This window comes from Pseudarthrobacter sp. S9 (assembly GCF_050156545.1).
In the GTDB taxonomy this organism is placed as follows: domain Bacteria; phylum Actinomycetota; class Actinomycetes; order Actinomycetales; family Micrococcaceae; genus Arthrobacter.
The window spans coordinates 3988339-4002769 of record NZ_CP189576.1 but is presented as its reverse complement, the minus strand read 5'-3'; the positions used below and the strand labels follow the sequence as shown (position 1 = coordinate 4002769).

Annotated in this window: 12 protein-coding genes and 5 pseudogenes; 10 read left to right on the top strand and 7 right to left on the bottom strand. The window is 65.7% G+C overall.

Features of this window, described 5'->3' with window-relative positions; genetic code table 11:
- Positions 1-11 precede the first annotated feature (11 nt).
- Positions 12-434 carry a VOC family protein gene (locus tag ACQCSY_RS19295; RefSeq protein WP_427131289.1) on the top strand — a complete coding sequence of 141 codons (423 nt, stop codon included), beginning with the start codon at positions 12-14 and terminating at the stop codon, positions 432-434.
- A 42-nt stretch (positions 435-476) separates the two neighbouring features.
- Here ACQCSY_RS19295 and ACQCSY_RS19290 read toward each other — a convergent pair whose 3' ends face one another.
- Positions 477-1226 carry an SOS response-associated peptidase gene (locus tag ACQCSY_RS19290; RefSeq protein ID WP_427131287.1) on the bottom strand — a complete coding sequence of 250 codons (750 nt, stop codon included), beginning with the start codon at positions 1224-1226 and terminating at the stop codon, positions 477-479.
- 129 nt (positions 1227-1355) lie between these two features.
- On the opposite strand from ACQCSY_RS19290, the gene ACQCSY_RS19285 reads away from it, so the two are divergent.
- The 6 genes and pseudogenes from ACQCSY_RS19285 to ACQCSY_RS19260 form a co-directional block, all read left to right on the top strand.
- Positions 1356-1613, top strand: a complete 258-nt coding sequence (locus ACQCSY_RS19285) for a mycoredoxin (RefSeq protein WP_427131285.1) — start codon at positions 1356-1358, stop codon at positions 1611-1613.
- A gap of 156 nt (positions 1614-1769) precedes the next feature.
- Positions 1770-2855 (top strand): S-(hydroxymethyl)mycothiol dehydrogenase, encoded by a 1086-nt coding sequence (locus ACQCSY_RS19280; RefSeq protein ID WP_427131283.1) that lies wholly within the window; start codon positions 1770-1772, stop codon positions 2853-2855.
- 11 nt (positions 2856-2866) lie between these two features.
- Positions 2867-2989, top strand: a pseudogene (locus tag ACQCSY_RS19275) (MBL fold metallo-hydrolase); the annotation flags it as partial.
- Between the two features lie 71 nt (positions 2990-3060).
- The gene (gene istA / locus ACQCSY_RS19270; protein ID WP_427131282.1) at positions 3061-4305 is read left to right on the top strand and encodes an IS21 family transposase; all 1245 of its coding nucleotides are present in this window, start codon (positions 3061-3063) and stop codon (positions 4303-4305) included.
- Positions 4302-5058: pseudogene (gene istB, locus ACQCSY_RS19265) on the top strand (IS21-like element helper ATPase IstB). Before istA ends, istB begins: the two are co-directional and overlap by 4 nt.
- Positions 5059-5186: 128 nt before the next feature.
- Positions 5187-5331 (top strand): annotated as a pseudogene (locus tag ACQCSY_RS19260) (transposase); the annotation flags it as partial.
- A gap of 248 nt (positions 5332-5579) precedes the next feature.
- Here the strand turns inward: ACQCSY_RS19260 and cynR are convergent.
- Positions 5580-6452: a transcriptional regulator CynR gene (cynR, locus tag ACQCSY_RS19255; protein ID WP_427131280.1), complete on the bottom strand. Its 873-nt coding sequence runs from the start codon at positions 6450-6452 to the stop codon at positions 5580-5582.
- A gap of 149 nt (positions 6453-6601) precedes the next feature.
- Here cynR and ACQCSY_RS19250 point away from each other — a divergent pair, with 149 nt between their 5' ends.
- Together ACQCSY_RS19250 and cynS are read left to right on the top strand one after the other, a co-directional pair.
- Complete coding sequence (locus ACQCSY_RS19250) at positions 6602-7219, top strand: carbonic anhydrase (protein ID WP_427131278.1); 618 nt, start codon at positions 6602-6604, stop codon at positions 7217-7219.
- A 30-nt stretch (positions 7220-7249) separates the two neighbouring features.
- The gene (cynS, locus tag ACQCSY_RS19245) at positions 7250-7720 is read left to right on the top strand and encodes a cyanase (protein WP_427131276.1); all 471 of its coding nucleotides are present in this window, start codon (positions 7250-7252) and stop codon (positions 7718-7720) included.
- A gap of 395 nt (positions 7721-8115) precedes the next feature.
- Here cynS and ACQCSY_RS19240 read toward each other — a convergent pair.
- Both ACQCSY_RS19240 and ACQCSY_RS19235 read right to left on the bottom strand, forming a co-directional pair.
- Positions 8116-8232 (bottom strand): annotated as a pseudogene (locus tag ACQCSY_RS19240) (AAA family ATPase); the annotation flags it as partial.
- A gap of 145 nt (positions 8233-8377) precedes the next feature.
- Positions 8378-8527 (bottom strand): hypothetical protein, encoded by a 150-nt coding sequence (locus ACQCSY_RS19235; RefSeq protein ID WP_427131274.1) that lies wholly within the window; start codon positions 8525-8527, stop codon positions 8378-8380.
- Positions 8528-8755: 228 nt separating this feature from the next.
- Here ACQCSY_RS19235 and ACQCSY_RS19230 point away from each other — a divergent pair, with 228 nt between their 5' ends.
- Entirely contained in the window at positions 8756-9523 is a 768-nt protein-coding gene (locus ACQCSY_RS19230; RefSeq protein ID WP_427131272.1) for a type 1 glutamine amidotransferase domain-containing protein, read from the top strand.
- Positions 9524-10081: 558 nt separating this feature from the next.
- On the opposite strand, the gene ACQCSY_RS19225 is transcribed toward ACQCSY_RS19230, so the two are convergent.
- The 3 genes and pseudogenes from ACQCSY_RS19225 to ACQCSY_RS19215 form a co-directional block, all read right to left on the bottom strand.
- Positions 10082-11293: an IS4 family transposase gene (locus ACQCSY_RS19225; protein WP_427131270.1), complete on the bottom strand. Its 1212-nt coding sequence runs from the start codon at positions 11291-11293 to the stop codon at positions 10082-10084.
- Positions 11294-11543: 250 nt separating this feature from the next.
- Positions 11544-12756: pseudogene (locus tag ACQCSY_RS19220) on the bottom strand (IS4 family transposase).
- A 193-nt stretch (positions 12757-12949) separates the two neighbouring features.
- The gene (locus tag ACQCSY_RS19215) at positions 12950-14380 is read right to left on the bottom strand and encodes an IS1380 family transposase (RefSeq protein ID WP_427135946.1); all 1431 of its coding nucleotides are present in this window, start codon (positions 14378-14380) and stop codon (positions 12950-12952) included.
- Positions 14381-14431 lie beyond the last annotated feature (51 nt).

The following is a 14431-nucleotide window of genomic DNA, read 5'->3' as shown; positions in this document are numbered from 1 at the left end:
AGTATCTAAAGATGCAGCCACGAGTCGACTTAATTACCTTGGGTGTCCGCAGCGTCGAGGCGTCCCGCAGTTTCTACGTTGACGGCCTTGGATGGCGCGTCAACCGTGAATTTCCCGGTGAGGTGGTCTTCATCCAGGCCAATCACGGGCTCATCCTCTCTCTCTGGGACGCCTCCCAGATGCAGGGCGAAGCGGGCACCGACAGCCCCGCCGGCATCCCCTGCATCACCCTGAGCCACAACCTGGGCAGCACTGCGGAAGTCGACTGGGTGATGGCGGAGGCCGAGGCGGCCGGCGCCACCATCGTGGCGGCAGCCAAAACGCAGCCCTGGGGCGGCTACACGGGCTACTTCGCCGATCCAGACGGTTACCGCTGGGAAGTCGGCTTCAACCCCACCTGGGCGGTCGCCGCCGACGGCAACGTCACCCTGTAGCGGCCGCCTCCCCCAGCCGCCAACCGGTCCCCGCGGCGGCACCTAGAACAGGCTCCCCACCGGCCTGATCAGCTCGGCGGAATCGTTTTTCACGTTCCCGACGGCGGTGCCGACGGCGTCGACCGTCCAGCCCTCGGCGACGTCGTGTGCCCCGGACCGGACCAGACCCACCAGGGCGGCGGCGTCATCGGCGTGCGGATCCAGCCAGGCCTGCATGGTGCCCCGGTCCATGGGCAACGGGACGCGGTCATGCAGGGCGGTCAGCTCCGCGAGCATGCCGCCCGCGTAGCCTTCGGGCGGCGAGTCCGTGGTCAGGATCGACGTCGAGAGCATCCAGCGCCCCGGGTCTCCCTCCGCCTTGGACGGGTCCTTCCACCATTCGTAAAGGCCGGCGAACACCATCGGAAGACCGTCCGTCGGGTGCACATAGTAGGGCTGCTTGCTACGGCCCTCTCCGGCCTTCCATTCGTAATAGCCGTCCGCAGGGACCGCGCAGCGCCGGGACCGCACGGCCTTCCGGAACGCGGGCTTCTCCAGCACGCTCTCGCTGCGTGCGTTGATCATTTTGGGACCGATCCCCGGATCCTTCGCCCAGGACGGTACCAGGCCCCAGCGCGCCACGTGCAGCTGGCGGACGGCGCTTCCGTCCATCAGCCGTTCCAGCAGGATCGGCACGTCCGCCGTCGGGGCCACATTCCAGGACGGCGGGATCAAGATCTCGTCCTCGAGCCCGGCGTCGAACTCGGCCAGAAGGTCCCCCACGGCCCGGGCCATCACGTAGCGTCCACACATGCCCCCAGCATGCCACCGCAGCCATCCCGTGTCATCCGGCCGGGCAGCCCTGCGGGAATAGTGCCCTGCGCGGTACGGTTATTGAAAATGACATCCGACTTTTTAATCCCCTGCACTGAGGAGAACTTCGTGGACTTCACCCCCGGATCCGGCACCATCACCATGTTTTCGACCACCTGGTGCGGTTACTGCAACCGCCTGAAGAAGCAGCTCGACGCCCAGGGCATCGGTTACACCGAGATCAACATCGAAGAAGTCGAAGGCACCGCCGATCTAGTGGAGAAGCTCAACGGAGGCAACCGCACCGTCCCCACCGTGCTGTTCCCGGACGGCACCGCGGCTACGAACCCCTCCGCCGCCGAGGTCAAAAGCCGGCTCGCCGCCTAGCGCTGTGTAGCCCGGACACCCCTTGGGGCAATAATCGCAACCCGTTGTATATAGCGCAACAAGTTCTGGAATTTGGTCCCCGCTGTGTGATAGACAGATCAGAGTCACAACCAGCAGTGACCCATTTCACGCACTTGTACCCAAGGGAGCTTTTCCGTGGTCCATAAAGTCAAAGGGGCAGTAGCCCGCTCCAAAGGGGCACCCGTCACGGTGGAGACCATCCTGGTCCCGGAGCCGGGACCCGGCGAGGCACTGGTGGACATCCTCACCAGCGGCGTCTGCCACACCGATCTGCACTACAAACTAGGTGCCATCAACGACGACTTCCCGTTCCTGTTGGGCCATGAGGCGACCGGCGTCGTCAGCGCCGTGGGCCCCGACGTCACCGACGTGGGCCCCGGGGACCGCGTGGTACTGAACTGGCGGGCCGTCTGCGGCGAATGCCGGGCCTGCCGCCGCGGCCAGGCGCAGTACTGCTTCAACACGCACAACGCCACCCAGAAGATGACGCTCGAGGACGGCACCGAACTCACGGCCGCCCTGGGCATCGGCGCCTTCGCCGAGAAGACCCTCGTGGCCGCCGGCCAGTGCACCAAGGTGGATCCGGACGCGGACCCCGCCGCGATCGGGTTGCTCGGTTGCGGCGTCATGGCCGGCCTCGGCGCCGCCATCAACACCGGCGGCGTCAAGCGCGGCGATTCCGTCGCCGTGATCGGCTGCGGCGGAGTGGGCACGGCGGCGATCGCCGGCTCCGCGCTCGCCGGCGCCACCACCGTCATCGCGGTCGACATCGACGCCAAGAAGCTGGAACGCGCCAGGGAACTCGGCGCCACCCACACCGTGGACTCCTCCGCCGTCGACCCTGTCGAGAAGATCCGGGAACTGACCGGCGGCTTCGGCGCCGACGTCGTGATCGACGCCGTCGGACGACCCGAAACATACAAGCAGGCCTTCTACGCCCGCGACCTCGCCGGCACGGTGGTGCTCGTGGGTGTTCCCAGCCCCGAGATGACGCTGGAACTGCCGCTGCTGGACGTGTTCGGCCGCGGCGGCTCGCTGAAGTCCTCCTGGTACGGCGATTGCCTGCCCTCCCGCGACTTCCCGATGCTCATCAGCCTGTACCGGCAGGGGAAGCTGGACCTGGACGCCTTCGTCACGGAGCGCATCACGATCGACCAGATCGAGGAAGCCTTCGGCAAGATGCACGCCGGATCGGTGCTGCGCTCGGTCGTGGAACTGTGAGCGGCGCACCCGTGAGCGCCGTCCGGATCGACCACCTGGTCACCTCCGGGACGTTTTCGCTCGACGGCGGCACGTGGGAAGTGGACAACAACGTCTGGATCGTCGGCAATGACCAGGAATGCGTCATCATCGACCCCTGTTAACGCCAACCGAAAATAGGGCCAGGAACGCCAACTGAAAACAGGGCCACCGACCATTATGGAAGGTGATCAATTTGGATGATTGGGCGGAGATACGCCACCTGTTTTCGACGGGCAAGCACTCTAAGCGTGAGATCGGCAGGATCGTGGGTGTTTCCCGCGGAACGGTGGACCGGGCGCTGGAGTCGGACCGGGCGCCGAAGTACCAGCGGGCGGCCGGAGTGTCGAGTTTTGATGCGTTTGCTCCAAGGGTGCGGGAGCTGTTGGTGAAGACGCCGACGATGCCGGCCGCAACGCTCGCGGAGCGGGTGGGTTGGTCTGGTTCCGCGTCGTTGTTCCGAACGAAGGTCGCCGTGATCCGGCCTGAATACGCCCCGCCGGACCCGGCCGATCGTCTGGTCCACGAGCCGGGGTTCCAGGTCCAGTGCGATCTCTGGTTCCCGCACGAGCCGCTGCCCATCGGTGCGGGCCAGAACGATACACCTCCTGTGCTGGTGATGACTTCGGCGTTCTCGGGATTCATCCAGGCCCGAATGCTGCCCTCACGGACGACGCCGGACCTTCTGGGCGGAATGTGGACTCTGCTCCAGGACGCGCAGGCGGTTCCATCCCGGCTGTTGTGGGACAACGAGTCCGGCATCGGCAGGCGCCGGCCCACCCAGCCGGTGGCCGCGTTCGCCGGGTCCCTCGGGTTGGAGATCAAGCTGCTTCCGCCGCGGGATCCGGAGTCCAAGGGCATGGTCGAGAGGATGAACAGGTTCTTCCGGCAACGCTTCATGCCGGGCCGGGACTTCCGGTCACCAGCGGATTTCAACGGCCAGCTGGAGGACTGGCTGCCCAAGGCCAATCACCGGTACTCGCGGTCCCGCCACGGCCGCCCTGACGAGCTGATCGTCCTGGACCGGGAAAGGATGCGGGAACTGCCGCCGGTAAGCCCGGAGACCATGTTCCGCAACGCGGTGCGGCTGCCGCGGGATTACTACGTGCGGGTGTTCTCCAACGACTATTCCGTGGACCCGTCGTTCATTGGGCGGATCGTGGATGTCGTCGCTGATCTGGACACCGTCTGGGTCACCCATGACGGCGTCATCATCGCTACCCACGTCCGGGTCTGGGCCCGGCATCTGGTGGTGACCGATCCGACCCACGTGGCCCGCGCGGCGGTGATGCGCCGGGACTTCCGGACCCAAAGAGTCCACCGCCCCGAACCGCCAGAATCTGTGCAGGTGCGGGATCTGGCCGCCTATGATGAGATCTTTGGCATCGACCTCGGCCAACAGCCGGCGGGGCTGCTGGAGACGGCGTCATGACCGGGACACCGTCACAGATCGAGTACTACGCCCGGGCTCTGCGCGCACCACGGATCAGCGACGGGTTCCGCCGTCTCGGCGACCAGGCCCGGGACGCCGGCTGGTCCCATGAGGAGTACCTGGCCGCGGTCCTCTCCCGTGAAGTCTCCGAACGCGAAGCCTCCGGAGCGGCGACCCGGATCAAGGCCGCAAGGTTCCCCGCGCACAAGGACCTTGAGGAGTTCAACTTCGACCACCAACCCTCCGCGGACCGGAACCTCATCGCATCTGGGCACCGGGGTGTTCCTCTCCGAGGCCAAGAACGTGGTCCTGCTCGGGCCGCCCGGTACCGGCAAAACGCACCTCGCGGTCGGGATCGCCATCAAGGCGGCCAAGGCCGGGCACCGGGTCCTTTTCGACTCCGCGACCGGCTGGGTCGCCCGGCTGCAGGAGGCTCATTCCCGCGGGAAACTCGCCCAGGAACTGGTCAAGCTACGCCGCTACGGGCTCCTCATAATTGACGAAGTAGGCTATATCCCGTTTGACCAGGACGCCGCGAACCTGTTCTTCCAGCTTGTCTCCAGCCGCTACGAACACGCGTCCATGATTTTGACGTCCAACCTCCCGTTCGCCCGCTGGGGCGATGTCTTCGGGGACCTGACCATCGCCTCGGCCATGATCGACCGGATCGTCCACCACGCCGACGTCATCAGCCTCAAAGGCAACAGCTACCGGCTCAAAAAACACCAACCCGCTGCCAGTACGGCACAATAGAACCACAACCCCGTGGCCCCGTTTTCAAATGGCACTATTGGTCCTATTTTCGGTTGGCGTTAACACCACGACATAGTTTCGGGGCGGAGTCAGATCGTCCGAGGAAATTGGCCGCGTGAGATGGGCCTTCCCTCTACGCCAAGGGCCTGACGACAGCGCGCACTTCACTGAAATCTACGGCGCCGAAGTGTCCAGGGAGACCATCAGCAGGATCACCGACAGGGTGCTCGAAGAGAGATGACCGCCTGGCAGAACCGGCCGCTGGAATCGATTCCGGAAGTACTGCCGCTTCCTTCCATGATGTCAATGGGTCGGCCGACCGTGGGCGTCGGGGGGAAAAATTTCGAGGCCCCTGGGCCGCCGGGATCTGAGGTCAGGTTCCCCGGCTGTACCCCCAGCTGTGGCTCGAACGCTCCAACCGGCCTTCGATCCGCTAAGCGTGTTGGGGTCCAAGGCGAGGGTAATATCCTGCCCGGCCAGTAGCGGATATTTCCCTCAGGACCCGATCCGCACGAAGAGCTTTACCCCTCCGAGGCCAGGGTGGCAAAGGCATTGCTGGCGGCGCTCTGATAGGCGCCTGCCCGTCGAAGCAGGGCTGCGGTGCGGCGTGGTAGCGGCTGGGTCATGCTGATCGGATAGAGGTTTTCCTGTTCGCGGGCGATGGCGTCGGGCAGCACGGTGGCAAACGGGCCCCGGCGGACGATTTCGACGATCGCATGGACCGAGTTGGCTTCGATGACGATCCGGGGCGCTATTCCGTGCTCGTGGAAGTATCGGTCGATATGGTGGCGGGTGGCGAATTCCGTGCTGAGCAGCGCAAGTGACTGGTGCCCCAATTCCTGCACAGTCCACGGTGCCTGCTGTCCGACGCGCGGGTGCGATGGTCCGATTACCAGGCTGAGGGTTTCGGGAAACAACGGCTGCGCCTCGATCGGAGACGACACTGACTCGGCGAACGCGATGCCAATGTCGAGACGGTCCTCGGCCAGCTCTGACTCGATCCGGTCCTGGGTCATTTCCTGGATGCTCAGGGTTATCCCGGGATGGCGGGAGTTGAACCGCTGCACCAGCGGGCCGATCAGGTAGGCCGTGAATGTCGGGGTCATCGCGAGCCGGAGCAAGCCCCGGCTGAGGTCCTGCACGTCGTGGATGGCACCCTCGCCGGCGCTGAGGTCCTGCAGCGCCCGGCGCGCATAGCCCAGATAGATCTCGCCGACGTCGGTCAGGCGCACCGTCCGGCCGCTACGGTCCAGCAGCTGTGCGTGCAGCGAATTTTCCAGTTGTTTGATCTGCTGCGAAAGGGTCGGCTGCGAGACGTGTAGCGCCTCGGCCGCCCGGGTGAAGTTCTGGTGTTCGGCGACCGCGAGCAGGTAGCGGACATGACGTAGAAGCATGCTACCAACTATAGCGAATAGTAATCGGTTTGATCTGAAATACGCCTTGGACACTATGGCTGCGGGCTGTCATCGTTGAATTATCAGCTCAAGCAAGGGAGACACAGCATGCAGGACATCATCGAGGGCGTACTCAAGTTCAGCGGGATGTGGTTCCGGGGCGTGCCGAGCTCTTCCAGAGGCTCGCCACCACTCAGCATCCGGGGGCACTGTTCGTGACCTGCTCGGATGCGCGCGTGATTCCGGAACTGATGACCCAGCGCGAACCCGGCGATCTGTTCGTCATCCGCAACGCGGGCAATATGGTGCCGTCCTATGCCCCGGGGCCCGGCGGCGAGTCCGCGAGCGTCGAGTACGCGGTTGCGGTGCTCGCGGTCACCGATATCGTGATCTGCGGACACTCCGACTGCGGGGCGATGACCGCCATCTCCACGGGTAGGTGCCTTGATGATGTTCCGGCCGTCGCGGACTGGCTCCATCACGCCGACGCGGCCAAAGCGGTGAACGCCGCCGGAACCTACAGCTCCCCCGGTGAGAAGCTGCGGGCGCTGATCCGGGAGAATGTCATCTCCCAGCTGGCCAATATCTCCACCCATCCATCGGTGGCGCTGGCGCTCAGGCAAGGTCGGCTGAACCTGCACGGCTGGGTCTACGACATAGAAACCGGCGGAGTCGAGACGCTCGACCCCGCCACCGGACGGTTTGTACCGCTCATCGACAACCCGTGCCCCACTCCCACCCCCGCCCGTCTCGGACAGTCCGTCTGAGTCCGTCCACCAACCGAAGGAATTACACATATGTTGCACTCGCAAGCCTCCCAGGCCCCGCGGCAGGAACTCACCGCCGCCGTCATCGACGCTAAGACCCGCGCGAACCTGTCCTGGCAGGACCTCGCCGACGACACAGGGTTGAGTGTCGCCTTTGTCACCGCCGCTTTGCTCGGCCAGCACCCGTTGCCCGCGGCCGCGGCCGCCACCGTCACTGAGAAGCTGGGACTCGGCGACGACGCGGCGCTGCTCCTGCAGACCATCCCGATGCGCGGCAGCATCCCGGGCGGCGTGCCGACCGACCCCACCATTTACCGCTTCTACGAAATGCTCCAGGTCTACGGTTCCACCCTCAAGGCTCTGGTCCATGAGCAGTTCGGTGACGGCATCATCAGCGCGATCAACTTCAAACTCGACATCAAGAAGGTCGAGGACCCGGACGGCGGGTCGCGCGCGGTGATCACCCTTGACGGCAAGTACCTGCCGACAGTGCCGTTCTAAGCCGATCGCCGGTGAGGCAGGACCCCAGAGAGGGCTCCTGCCTCACTAGGAGCGACGAATCCGGCGGCAGATCCCTCTGAGGGCGCACTTGCATGGGCACTCAGCAACGCCGATCCGCCAAAGTACCGTCAGCCCTAAGCGATACCCGAAGCGTCCAGTGCTGACGCCTGACCCAGGCGGTACGCCTTCACTGACTTCACCTGTGCCGTGCAGATAGTTCTCTATCGCACGGCACAGGCGCTCAGACGGGCCCTCATGGCTGTTCCACTTCGCCACAAATGCTGGCCAAGAGCGAGTGAGTCGAAAACGATCGTTCGTTTTGCATGAGTGGGTGGGGAACGTTTCTGTGACTGTCAGTTGGGAATGGCGGCTTTTTGACAGTTCACGTGGCGGTTTTAGCTGATGCTGATGACCAGGGTTGAGCGGGCCGCTTCAACGACGTCGTCGGTGACGGCGCTAAGCTCGTTGATTTTCATGACGCGCTCGATTTGGGTGAAAAGACGGTCGATGAGGGAGCCGGTCTCCTCCAGGGAAGGCATTCCGGTTTTCAAAGTCGTAGTGGGGCTGTCGAGTGTCTGGGGATCAACCGATGCTCGGCGATGATCGTGCCGAGGGCTCCTTGCCGGCCCTCCAATTCGTCCAGGAGCATCGTTGCGGCTAGTTGCCCTTGGCGTCCAGGGTCTCCTGGGCCACGGTGCTCAGTCCCATGAACACGGAGTAGTCGTGGTCGTCTATGCCGATCACGGACAGATCTGCCGGGATGGCAACGCCTTGGCGCCCTGCTTCGAACATGACGCCCATGGCCATTCGTCAGTCGAGCATAGGATTGCCGTGGGTTTAGCCTTGATCCCGCGTGGTAACGATGGGTGCCTCGGTTCGTTGAGCCTGTATGGCTAAACATAAATATCTGACTGCGGCCGAGGAGGCCTCGTACGGGCGATTCGAGGCGCAGACGACTACCACCATCTAAGACGGGGAGGGAGGACCTGAATTTGGGCTAGGCGTAGGGTGGGATTTAGACGATAGGAGCACTTCATGAAGAAAATCCTCATGGTACTGACCAGCGTTTCCGAGATCGGCGATACGGGCGAGAAGACCGGCTACAACGTGGCCGAAGCTGCACATCCCTGGAAGGTCTTCAAGGATTCCGGGCATTTCGTCGACTTTGCGTCCATCCAGGGCGGCCAGCCCCCGCGCGACGAGGTGGACTCAGAAGATCCCATCCAGGTCGCCTTCACGGAGGACGAGACCACGCGCGCCGGTCTCTACAACACTGCCCGCGTCGACGTCGTTGATCCCGACCAGTACGACGGAGTCTTCCTCGTGGGCGGCCACGGCACCATGTGGGACTTCCCGGACAGCGAAGGCTTGCAGAATCTGGTGGCCAGCGTCTACAACGCCGGCGGCTTGGTGGGCGCGGTCTGCCACGGACCGGCCGGCCTGCTGAACGTGGAATTGGAGAACGGGCTTCGCCTCGTCGAGGGCCGGAAGGTGGCCGCCTTCACCAACGACGAGGAGGTTGCCGCAGGGAAAGACAAGGTCATCCCGTTCTTTTTGGCAGACCGACTTGAGGAACAGGGCGCCACCCACGTCTCCGCTGATGTCTTTGAGGAGAAGATCGTGGTTGACGACCGGCTGGTGACCGGCCAGAACCCGGCTTCAGCCGCCGGCGTGGCCAAGGAGATGGAGAAGCTCTTCGCAGAGGTCATCCACCAGGAAAAAGCCGAGGAACAGCACGAGACGGAGGCTCTGCGCGCCGAGAAGAACGCCAAGAAGGCTGCTGCGGCAGGCACCGAGCACTAAAGCCCGCAGCGCACTGAAACTGGCGGCCGCCCCGACGACGGGGTGGCCGCCAGTCGGCGTACATGCGCCGGCAACCACACTGTCCATCGCATCGCCGACCTGCTTCAGGTTCCGCGCTCCACGATCTACGGCCACCTCAACAAATCAAGCATCGGACGACGGCCCGGCGCCGGCGCCGGCCCGGCGTAACAGCAGCTGCGGCCCAGAATCCCTGACATCTGGCCGCCACCGGCTTAGCGTGACTTTCCCGAGCATTGGTCCTCAAGCCCCATGGAATCCGCCCTCAACTAACGCCGGAAAGCGTCTCGTAGAGGGTTCCTCTTGCGGGCACGGAGCAGTCGTGCAAGTGGCCTTAGCCTCAATACCGTTCAGTTAAGAGTCTGGATCCGGATGTGTGGGCTGTGCTCCGGTTGCGGCCATTCGCTGTGACGGGCGCGTTTGGCTGCCCATTTGAGGATTTTGCGTTTGACGACGCGGGGGTTGGAGCGTTTCCGGCGGGCCGGGTTCAGGCGCCGGAGGAGTTGGCGGACGGCATGCTGCCAGGCCGCGGCGGCGGTGTCAGGGTGCCGAGGGGGAAAAGGCGCCCTGCGCTGTGGAGCGGCGGGCGATGCGCAGGGCGGCGGTGAAGGAGATGCGGTCGGGGTCGTGCCCGCCGCGGGCGGCGGTGTCTGCCATGAGCGTGCGGATGGCGTAGTGGCAGCACAGGTGCCCCCAGATTTCCTGGTTGACCAGGTCCGGGGACTTGGAGCGCAGCACGGCCCGCGGTCCGCGCTGGTGGGTCTTGAGCTCGTCGAAAACGCTCTCGATCTCCCAGCGCTGGGCGTAGGCGGCCGCGAGATCTGCCGCGCCCGCTTCGGCCGGGTCCAGGATCGTGGTCAGCAGCCGGTATTCCTCGGGGTTTTCCCGCCCGTCGTCGATCGTGTAGTCGATCACGCGCACGGTCAACGGCTCGGTCTTCGCCCGGTCCGTCCCGGAGGTCGGTCTGATCGTGGCCAGCCAGGACCCGTCGGACAGGGTTTCCAGATACCGGGGGCGCAGGTTCGTCTTCACGCGCCAGAGCAGGTCCGCGCCCGTGCCGGCGGCCTGGCCCCAGAGCCGGAAGCCGTAGAAGCCGCGGTCGGCCAGGACCAGCATGCCCGGTTTCAGCCGCCCCGCGAGTTCCCGGGCCAGCTCGATCTCGGAGACAGCGCAGGGCCCGGTTTCGGCATCGATGACCGCGTGGGTGCCGCACTCGGCCAGTGCCACCAGCCGGGCCTGGGGGAAAGCGGACTGCTCGCCCCGGCTCGAGGCCGGACGGCTGAAGTGCTCCGCGTTCGCCGGCGTGTCGGGCACGTCCAGGCAGGTCCCGTCGATCGCGACCAGCCGCCGCCCTGCCAGCCAGGACCCCGGCGTGCCCGGCCCGGCCAAGGGACGCGCCACCCGGAAGAACAGCCCCCGCACCGGTTCCGCCCCGAGACGTGAGCGTGCCTGGAAGATCGCCGACTTCGACGGCGGCACGAACGACTCCGCCCATCCCGAGGACCACGACAGCCCGTCCGTGAGCTGCGCGAAGACGTCCTCGTACGACCCCTCGGCGTATAACGCCATCCCGATCGAGAAATACGCCGTCACCCGCGCCGGCAACGCCCGGTGCCGCCGCTCCGTGCGCCCGGCCGCCGCGACCACCTCGTCCACCACATCGGCAGGAAACACCCGCGTCAACAGGCCCACCGACACCAGATCAGACAACCGGCGGCCGGACACGGGCTTTTTCCATCCAGAACGAGGCATACCCCGAGAATACCGCAGAAACCCTTAACTGAACGGTATTGGCCTTAGCCTCAATACCGTTCAGTTAAGAGTCTGGATCCGGATGTGTGGGCTGTGCTCCGGTTGCGGCCATTCGCTGTGACGGGCGCGTTTGGCTGCCCATTTGAGGATTTTGCGTTTGACGACGCGGGGGTTGGAGCGTTTCCGGCGGGCCGGGTTCAGGCGCCGGAGGAGTAGGCGGACGGCATGCTGCCAGGCCGCGGCGGCGGTGTCAGGGTCCCGAGGGGGAAAAGGCGCCCTGCGCTGTGGAGCGGCGGGCGATGCGCAGGGCGGCGGTGAAGGAGATGCGGTCGGGGTCGTGCCCGCCGCGGGCGGCGGTGTCTGCCATGAGCGTGCGGATGGCGTAGTGGCAGCACAGGTGCCCCCAGATTTCCTGGTTGACCAGGTCCGGGGACTTGGAGCGCAGCACGGCCCGCGGTCCGCGCTGGTGGGTCTTGAGCTCGTCGAAAACGCTCTCGATCTCCCAGCGCTGGGCGTAGGCGGCCGCGAGATCTGCCGCGCCCGCTTCGGCCGGGTCCAGGATCGTGGTCAGCAGCCGGTATTCCTCGGGGTTTTCCCGCCCGTCGCCGATCGTGTAGTCGATCACGCGCACGCTCAGCGGCTCGGTCTTCGCCCGGTCCGTGCCGGAGGTCGGTCTGATCGTGGCCAGCCAGGACCCGTCGGACAGGGTTTCCAGATACCGGGGCCGCAGGTTCGTCTTCACGCGCCAGAGCAGGTCCGCGCCCGTGCCGGCGGCCTGGCCCCCAGAGCCGGAAGCCGTAGAAGCCGCGGTCGGCCAGGACCAGCATGCCCGGTTTCAGCCGCCCCGCGAGTTCCCGGGCCAGCTCGATCTCGGAGACAGCGCAGGGCCCGGTTTCGGCATCGATGACCGCGTGGGTGCCGCACTCGGCCAGTGCCACCAGCCGGGCCTGGGGGAAAGCGGACTGCTCGCCCCGGCTCGAGGCCGGACGGCTGAAGTGCTCCGCGTTCGCCGGCGTGTCGGGCACGTCCAGGCAGGTCCCGTCGATCGCGACCAGCCGCCGCCCTGCCAGCCAGGACCCCGGCGTGCCCGGCCCGGCCAAGGGACGCGCCACCCGGAAGAACAGCCCCCGCACCGGTTCCGCCCCGAGACGTGAGCGTGCCTGGAAGATCGCCGACTTCGACGGCGGCACGAACGACTCCGCCCATCCCGAGGACCACGACAGCCCGTCCGTGAGCTGCGCGAAGACGTCCTCGTACGACCCCTCGGCGTATAACGCCATCCCGATCGAGAAATACGCCGTCACCCGCGCCGGCAACGCCCGGTGCCGCCGCTCCGTGCGCCCGGCCGCCGCGACCACCTCGTCCACCACATCGGCAGGAAACACCCGCGTCAACAGGCCCACCGACACCAGATCAGACAACCGGCGGCCGGACACGGGCTTTTTCCATCCAGAACGAGGCATACCCCGAGAATACCGCAGAAACCCTTAACTGAACGGTATTGGCCTTAGCCTTGATCCACCGACGGACTGATGGAGCATTCCGTGATGAGGTTTGGCTGGGTTGATCGGGTTCGGGGCGTTCCGGAGGCTCCGGCCCCGCTGCCGGTGATGTTCCACGATGGGTTCTTGATCGTTGTGGTCAGGGGCTGCCGGGTCAGGTCTTCGCCGGCCGGGGAAAGACGCGGGTGAACAGGGCCGTCCAGGCTGTCTCCCAGGGCCAGTCCGCAGGGAGGTGAAGGCGAAGCTTCCGTGCGGAGGATGCGATTCTGGCCGGGACGCTGATCAGTTTGCGCCGGATCGTTCCGGTCCGGGCTTTCGCCAGCCCGTTCCCTGCCGCTGTTGCGGCGGCGCGGGTGAGGTTGAACGCCATGGCGGCCAGGACCAGCCAGGCCGCATTGGCCGTGAAAACACCTGAGGGTAAATGCGTCAGGGCGCTGTCTTTCAGGTCCGCGTTGACCTGCTCGATGATGGCATGCCCGCGGTGGGTTTTGTCGGCGGCGACGGTGTCCAGGGTGCCTGTGGTGAAGAACGCGTGGAACCGGTAGGTGTCGAAGATGGTCGGCTGTCCTGCGCCGGCGCGCGGATTCAGGTCCGGGATCCTCCGGACGACCAGGCGCCCGGTGACGGGTTCGCCCTGTTTCCGGGAACTGAACGCGGTGTATCCGGTTTCGGCGACTTCGGCGGAGGAGATCCACCGGTCCGCGGCTTCGTCGAAGACCGCGTCCGTGTACTGGATGGGCTTCCACGCGTCCTGGGCGATTCCCGCAATCGCCCGCCTGATGGCCGGGTCCATGCGGGCAGTGATGGAAACATCGGCACCGGCTTTGGCAGCGGCATTGACGGTGGCGTACCCGTAGAACGCCGAATCGGCGCGGACCAGCACCGGTCCCGTGGCCTTGTCCCCGGGCAGCCGTTTCACCGTGGCCAGGGCGTCGGCGACCAGCCGCGCTGCCCCGCGGGGTGAACCGGCGGAGCCCTTGCGCAGGCGTTGGGCGATGATCACCGGCGCTGCCTCCGGGGTGGAGACCGTCGCCAACAGCGCGTTCAGCCCCCGCTCCCCGGAATATCCGTAGCCCGAGCCCTGCTTCTGGTAGCCGTGGACCTCGATGATCGTGTCGTCCACGTCCACGAAGGTATATCCGCCCGTGCCGGCCTGGAGCAGCGGGGTCCGCTCCGCCAGGTTCACCAGGAACCGGGAGGCGACCGCGTCGAGCTGGCGGACGTGCCCGAAGGTGAAGGAGCGCAGGAACGAGCCCAGCGTCGAGGGCGCATAGCAGGCCTTGAAGAGCCTGCCCATGCCGCCGTGGCGCAGTATGGCCATGTCATCGATGGAATCGGCTCCCGCGACCATCCCGGCAATCAGAGAAGTCACTTTCAGCCCGGCGTTGGCGCCCTTGTCGGTCGGGACACTGAGCCACGTCTGTGCCAGCTCACCGAGTCCGGCATCGCGGGCCAGCCCCATGACCGGGACCAGCCCACCCGCGGACACGATATTCGGCTCATCGAAGGAAGCTGACAGGGACAAACCAGTATGAGAAAGTTGGTCGGGTAGCCCGAGCTCATTACTGAGCCCGGGCCCCCTCAGAACCGGACATGCGACTTTCACCGCATCCGGCTCAAGCAAGTCCCTATGGGC

What these genes read in the sequence shown, in the direction of transcription:
- ACQCSY_RS19290 (WP_427131287.1), bottom strand. Translation starts at nt 1,226, where the DNA reads ATGTGTGGACGCTACGTGATGGCCCGGGCCGTGGGGGACCTTCTGGCC.
- ACQCSY_RS19225 (WP_427131270.1), bottom strand. Translation starts at nt 11,293, where the DNA reads ATGCCTCGTTCTGGATGGAAAAAGCCCGTGTCCGGCCGCCGGTTGTCT.
- ACQCSY_RS19235 (WP_427131274.1), bottom strand. Translation starts at nt 8,527, where the DNA reads ATGGCCATGGGCGTCATGTTCGAAGCAGGGCGCCAAGGCGTTGCCATC.
- cynS (WP_427131276.1), top strand. Translation starts at nt 7,250, where the DNA reads ATGTTGCACTCGCAAGCCTCCCAGGCCCCGCGGCAGGAACTCACCGCC.
- ACQCSY_RS19295 (WP_427131289.1), top strand. Translation starts at nt 12, where the DNA reads ATGCAGCCACGAGTCGACTTAATTACCTTGGGTGTCCGCAGCGTCGAG.
- cynR (WP_427131280.1), bottom strand. Translation starts at nt 6,452, where the DNA reads ATGCTTCTACGTCATGTCCGCTACCTGCTCGCGGTCGCCGAACACCAG.
- ACQCSY_RS19230 (WP_427131272.1), top strand. Translation starts at nt 8,756, where the DNA reads ATGAAGAAAATCCTCATGGTACTGACCAGCGTTTCCGAGATCGGCGAT.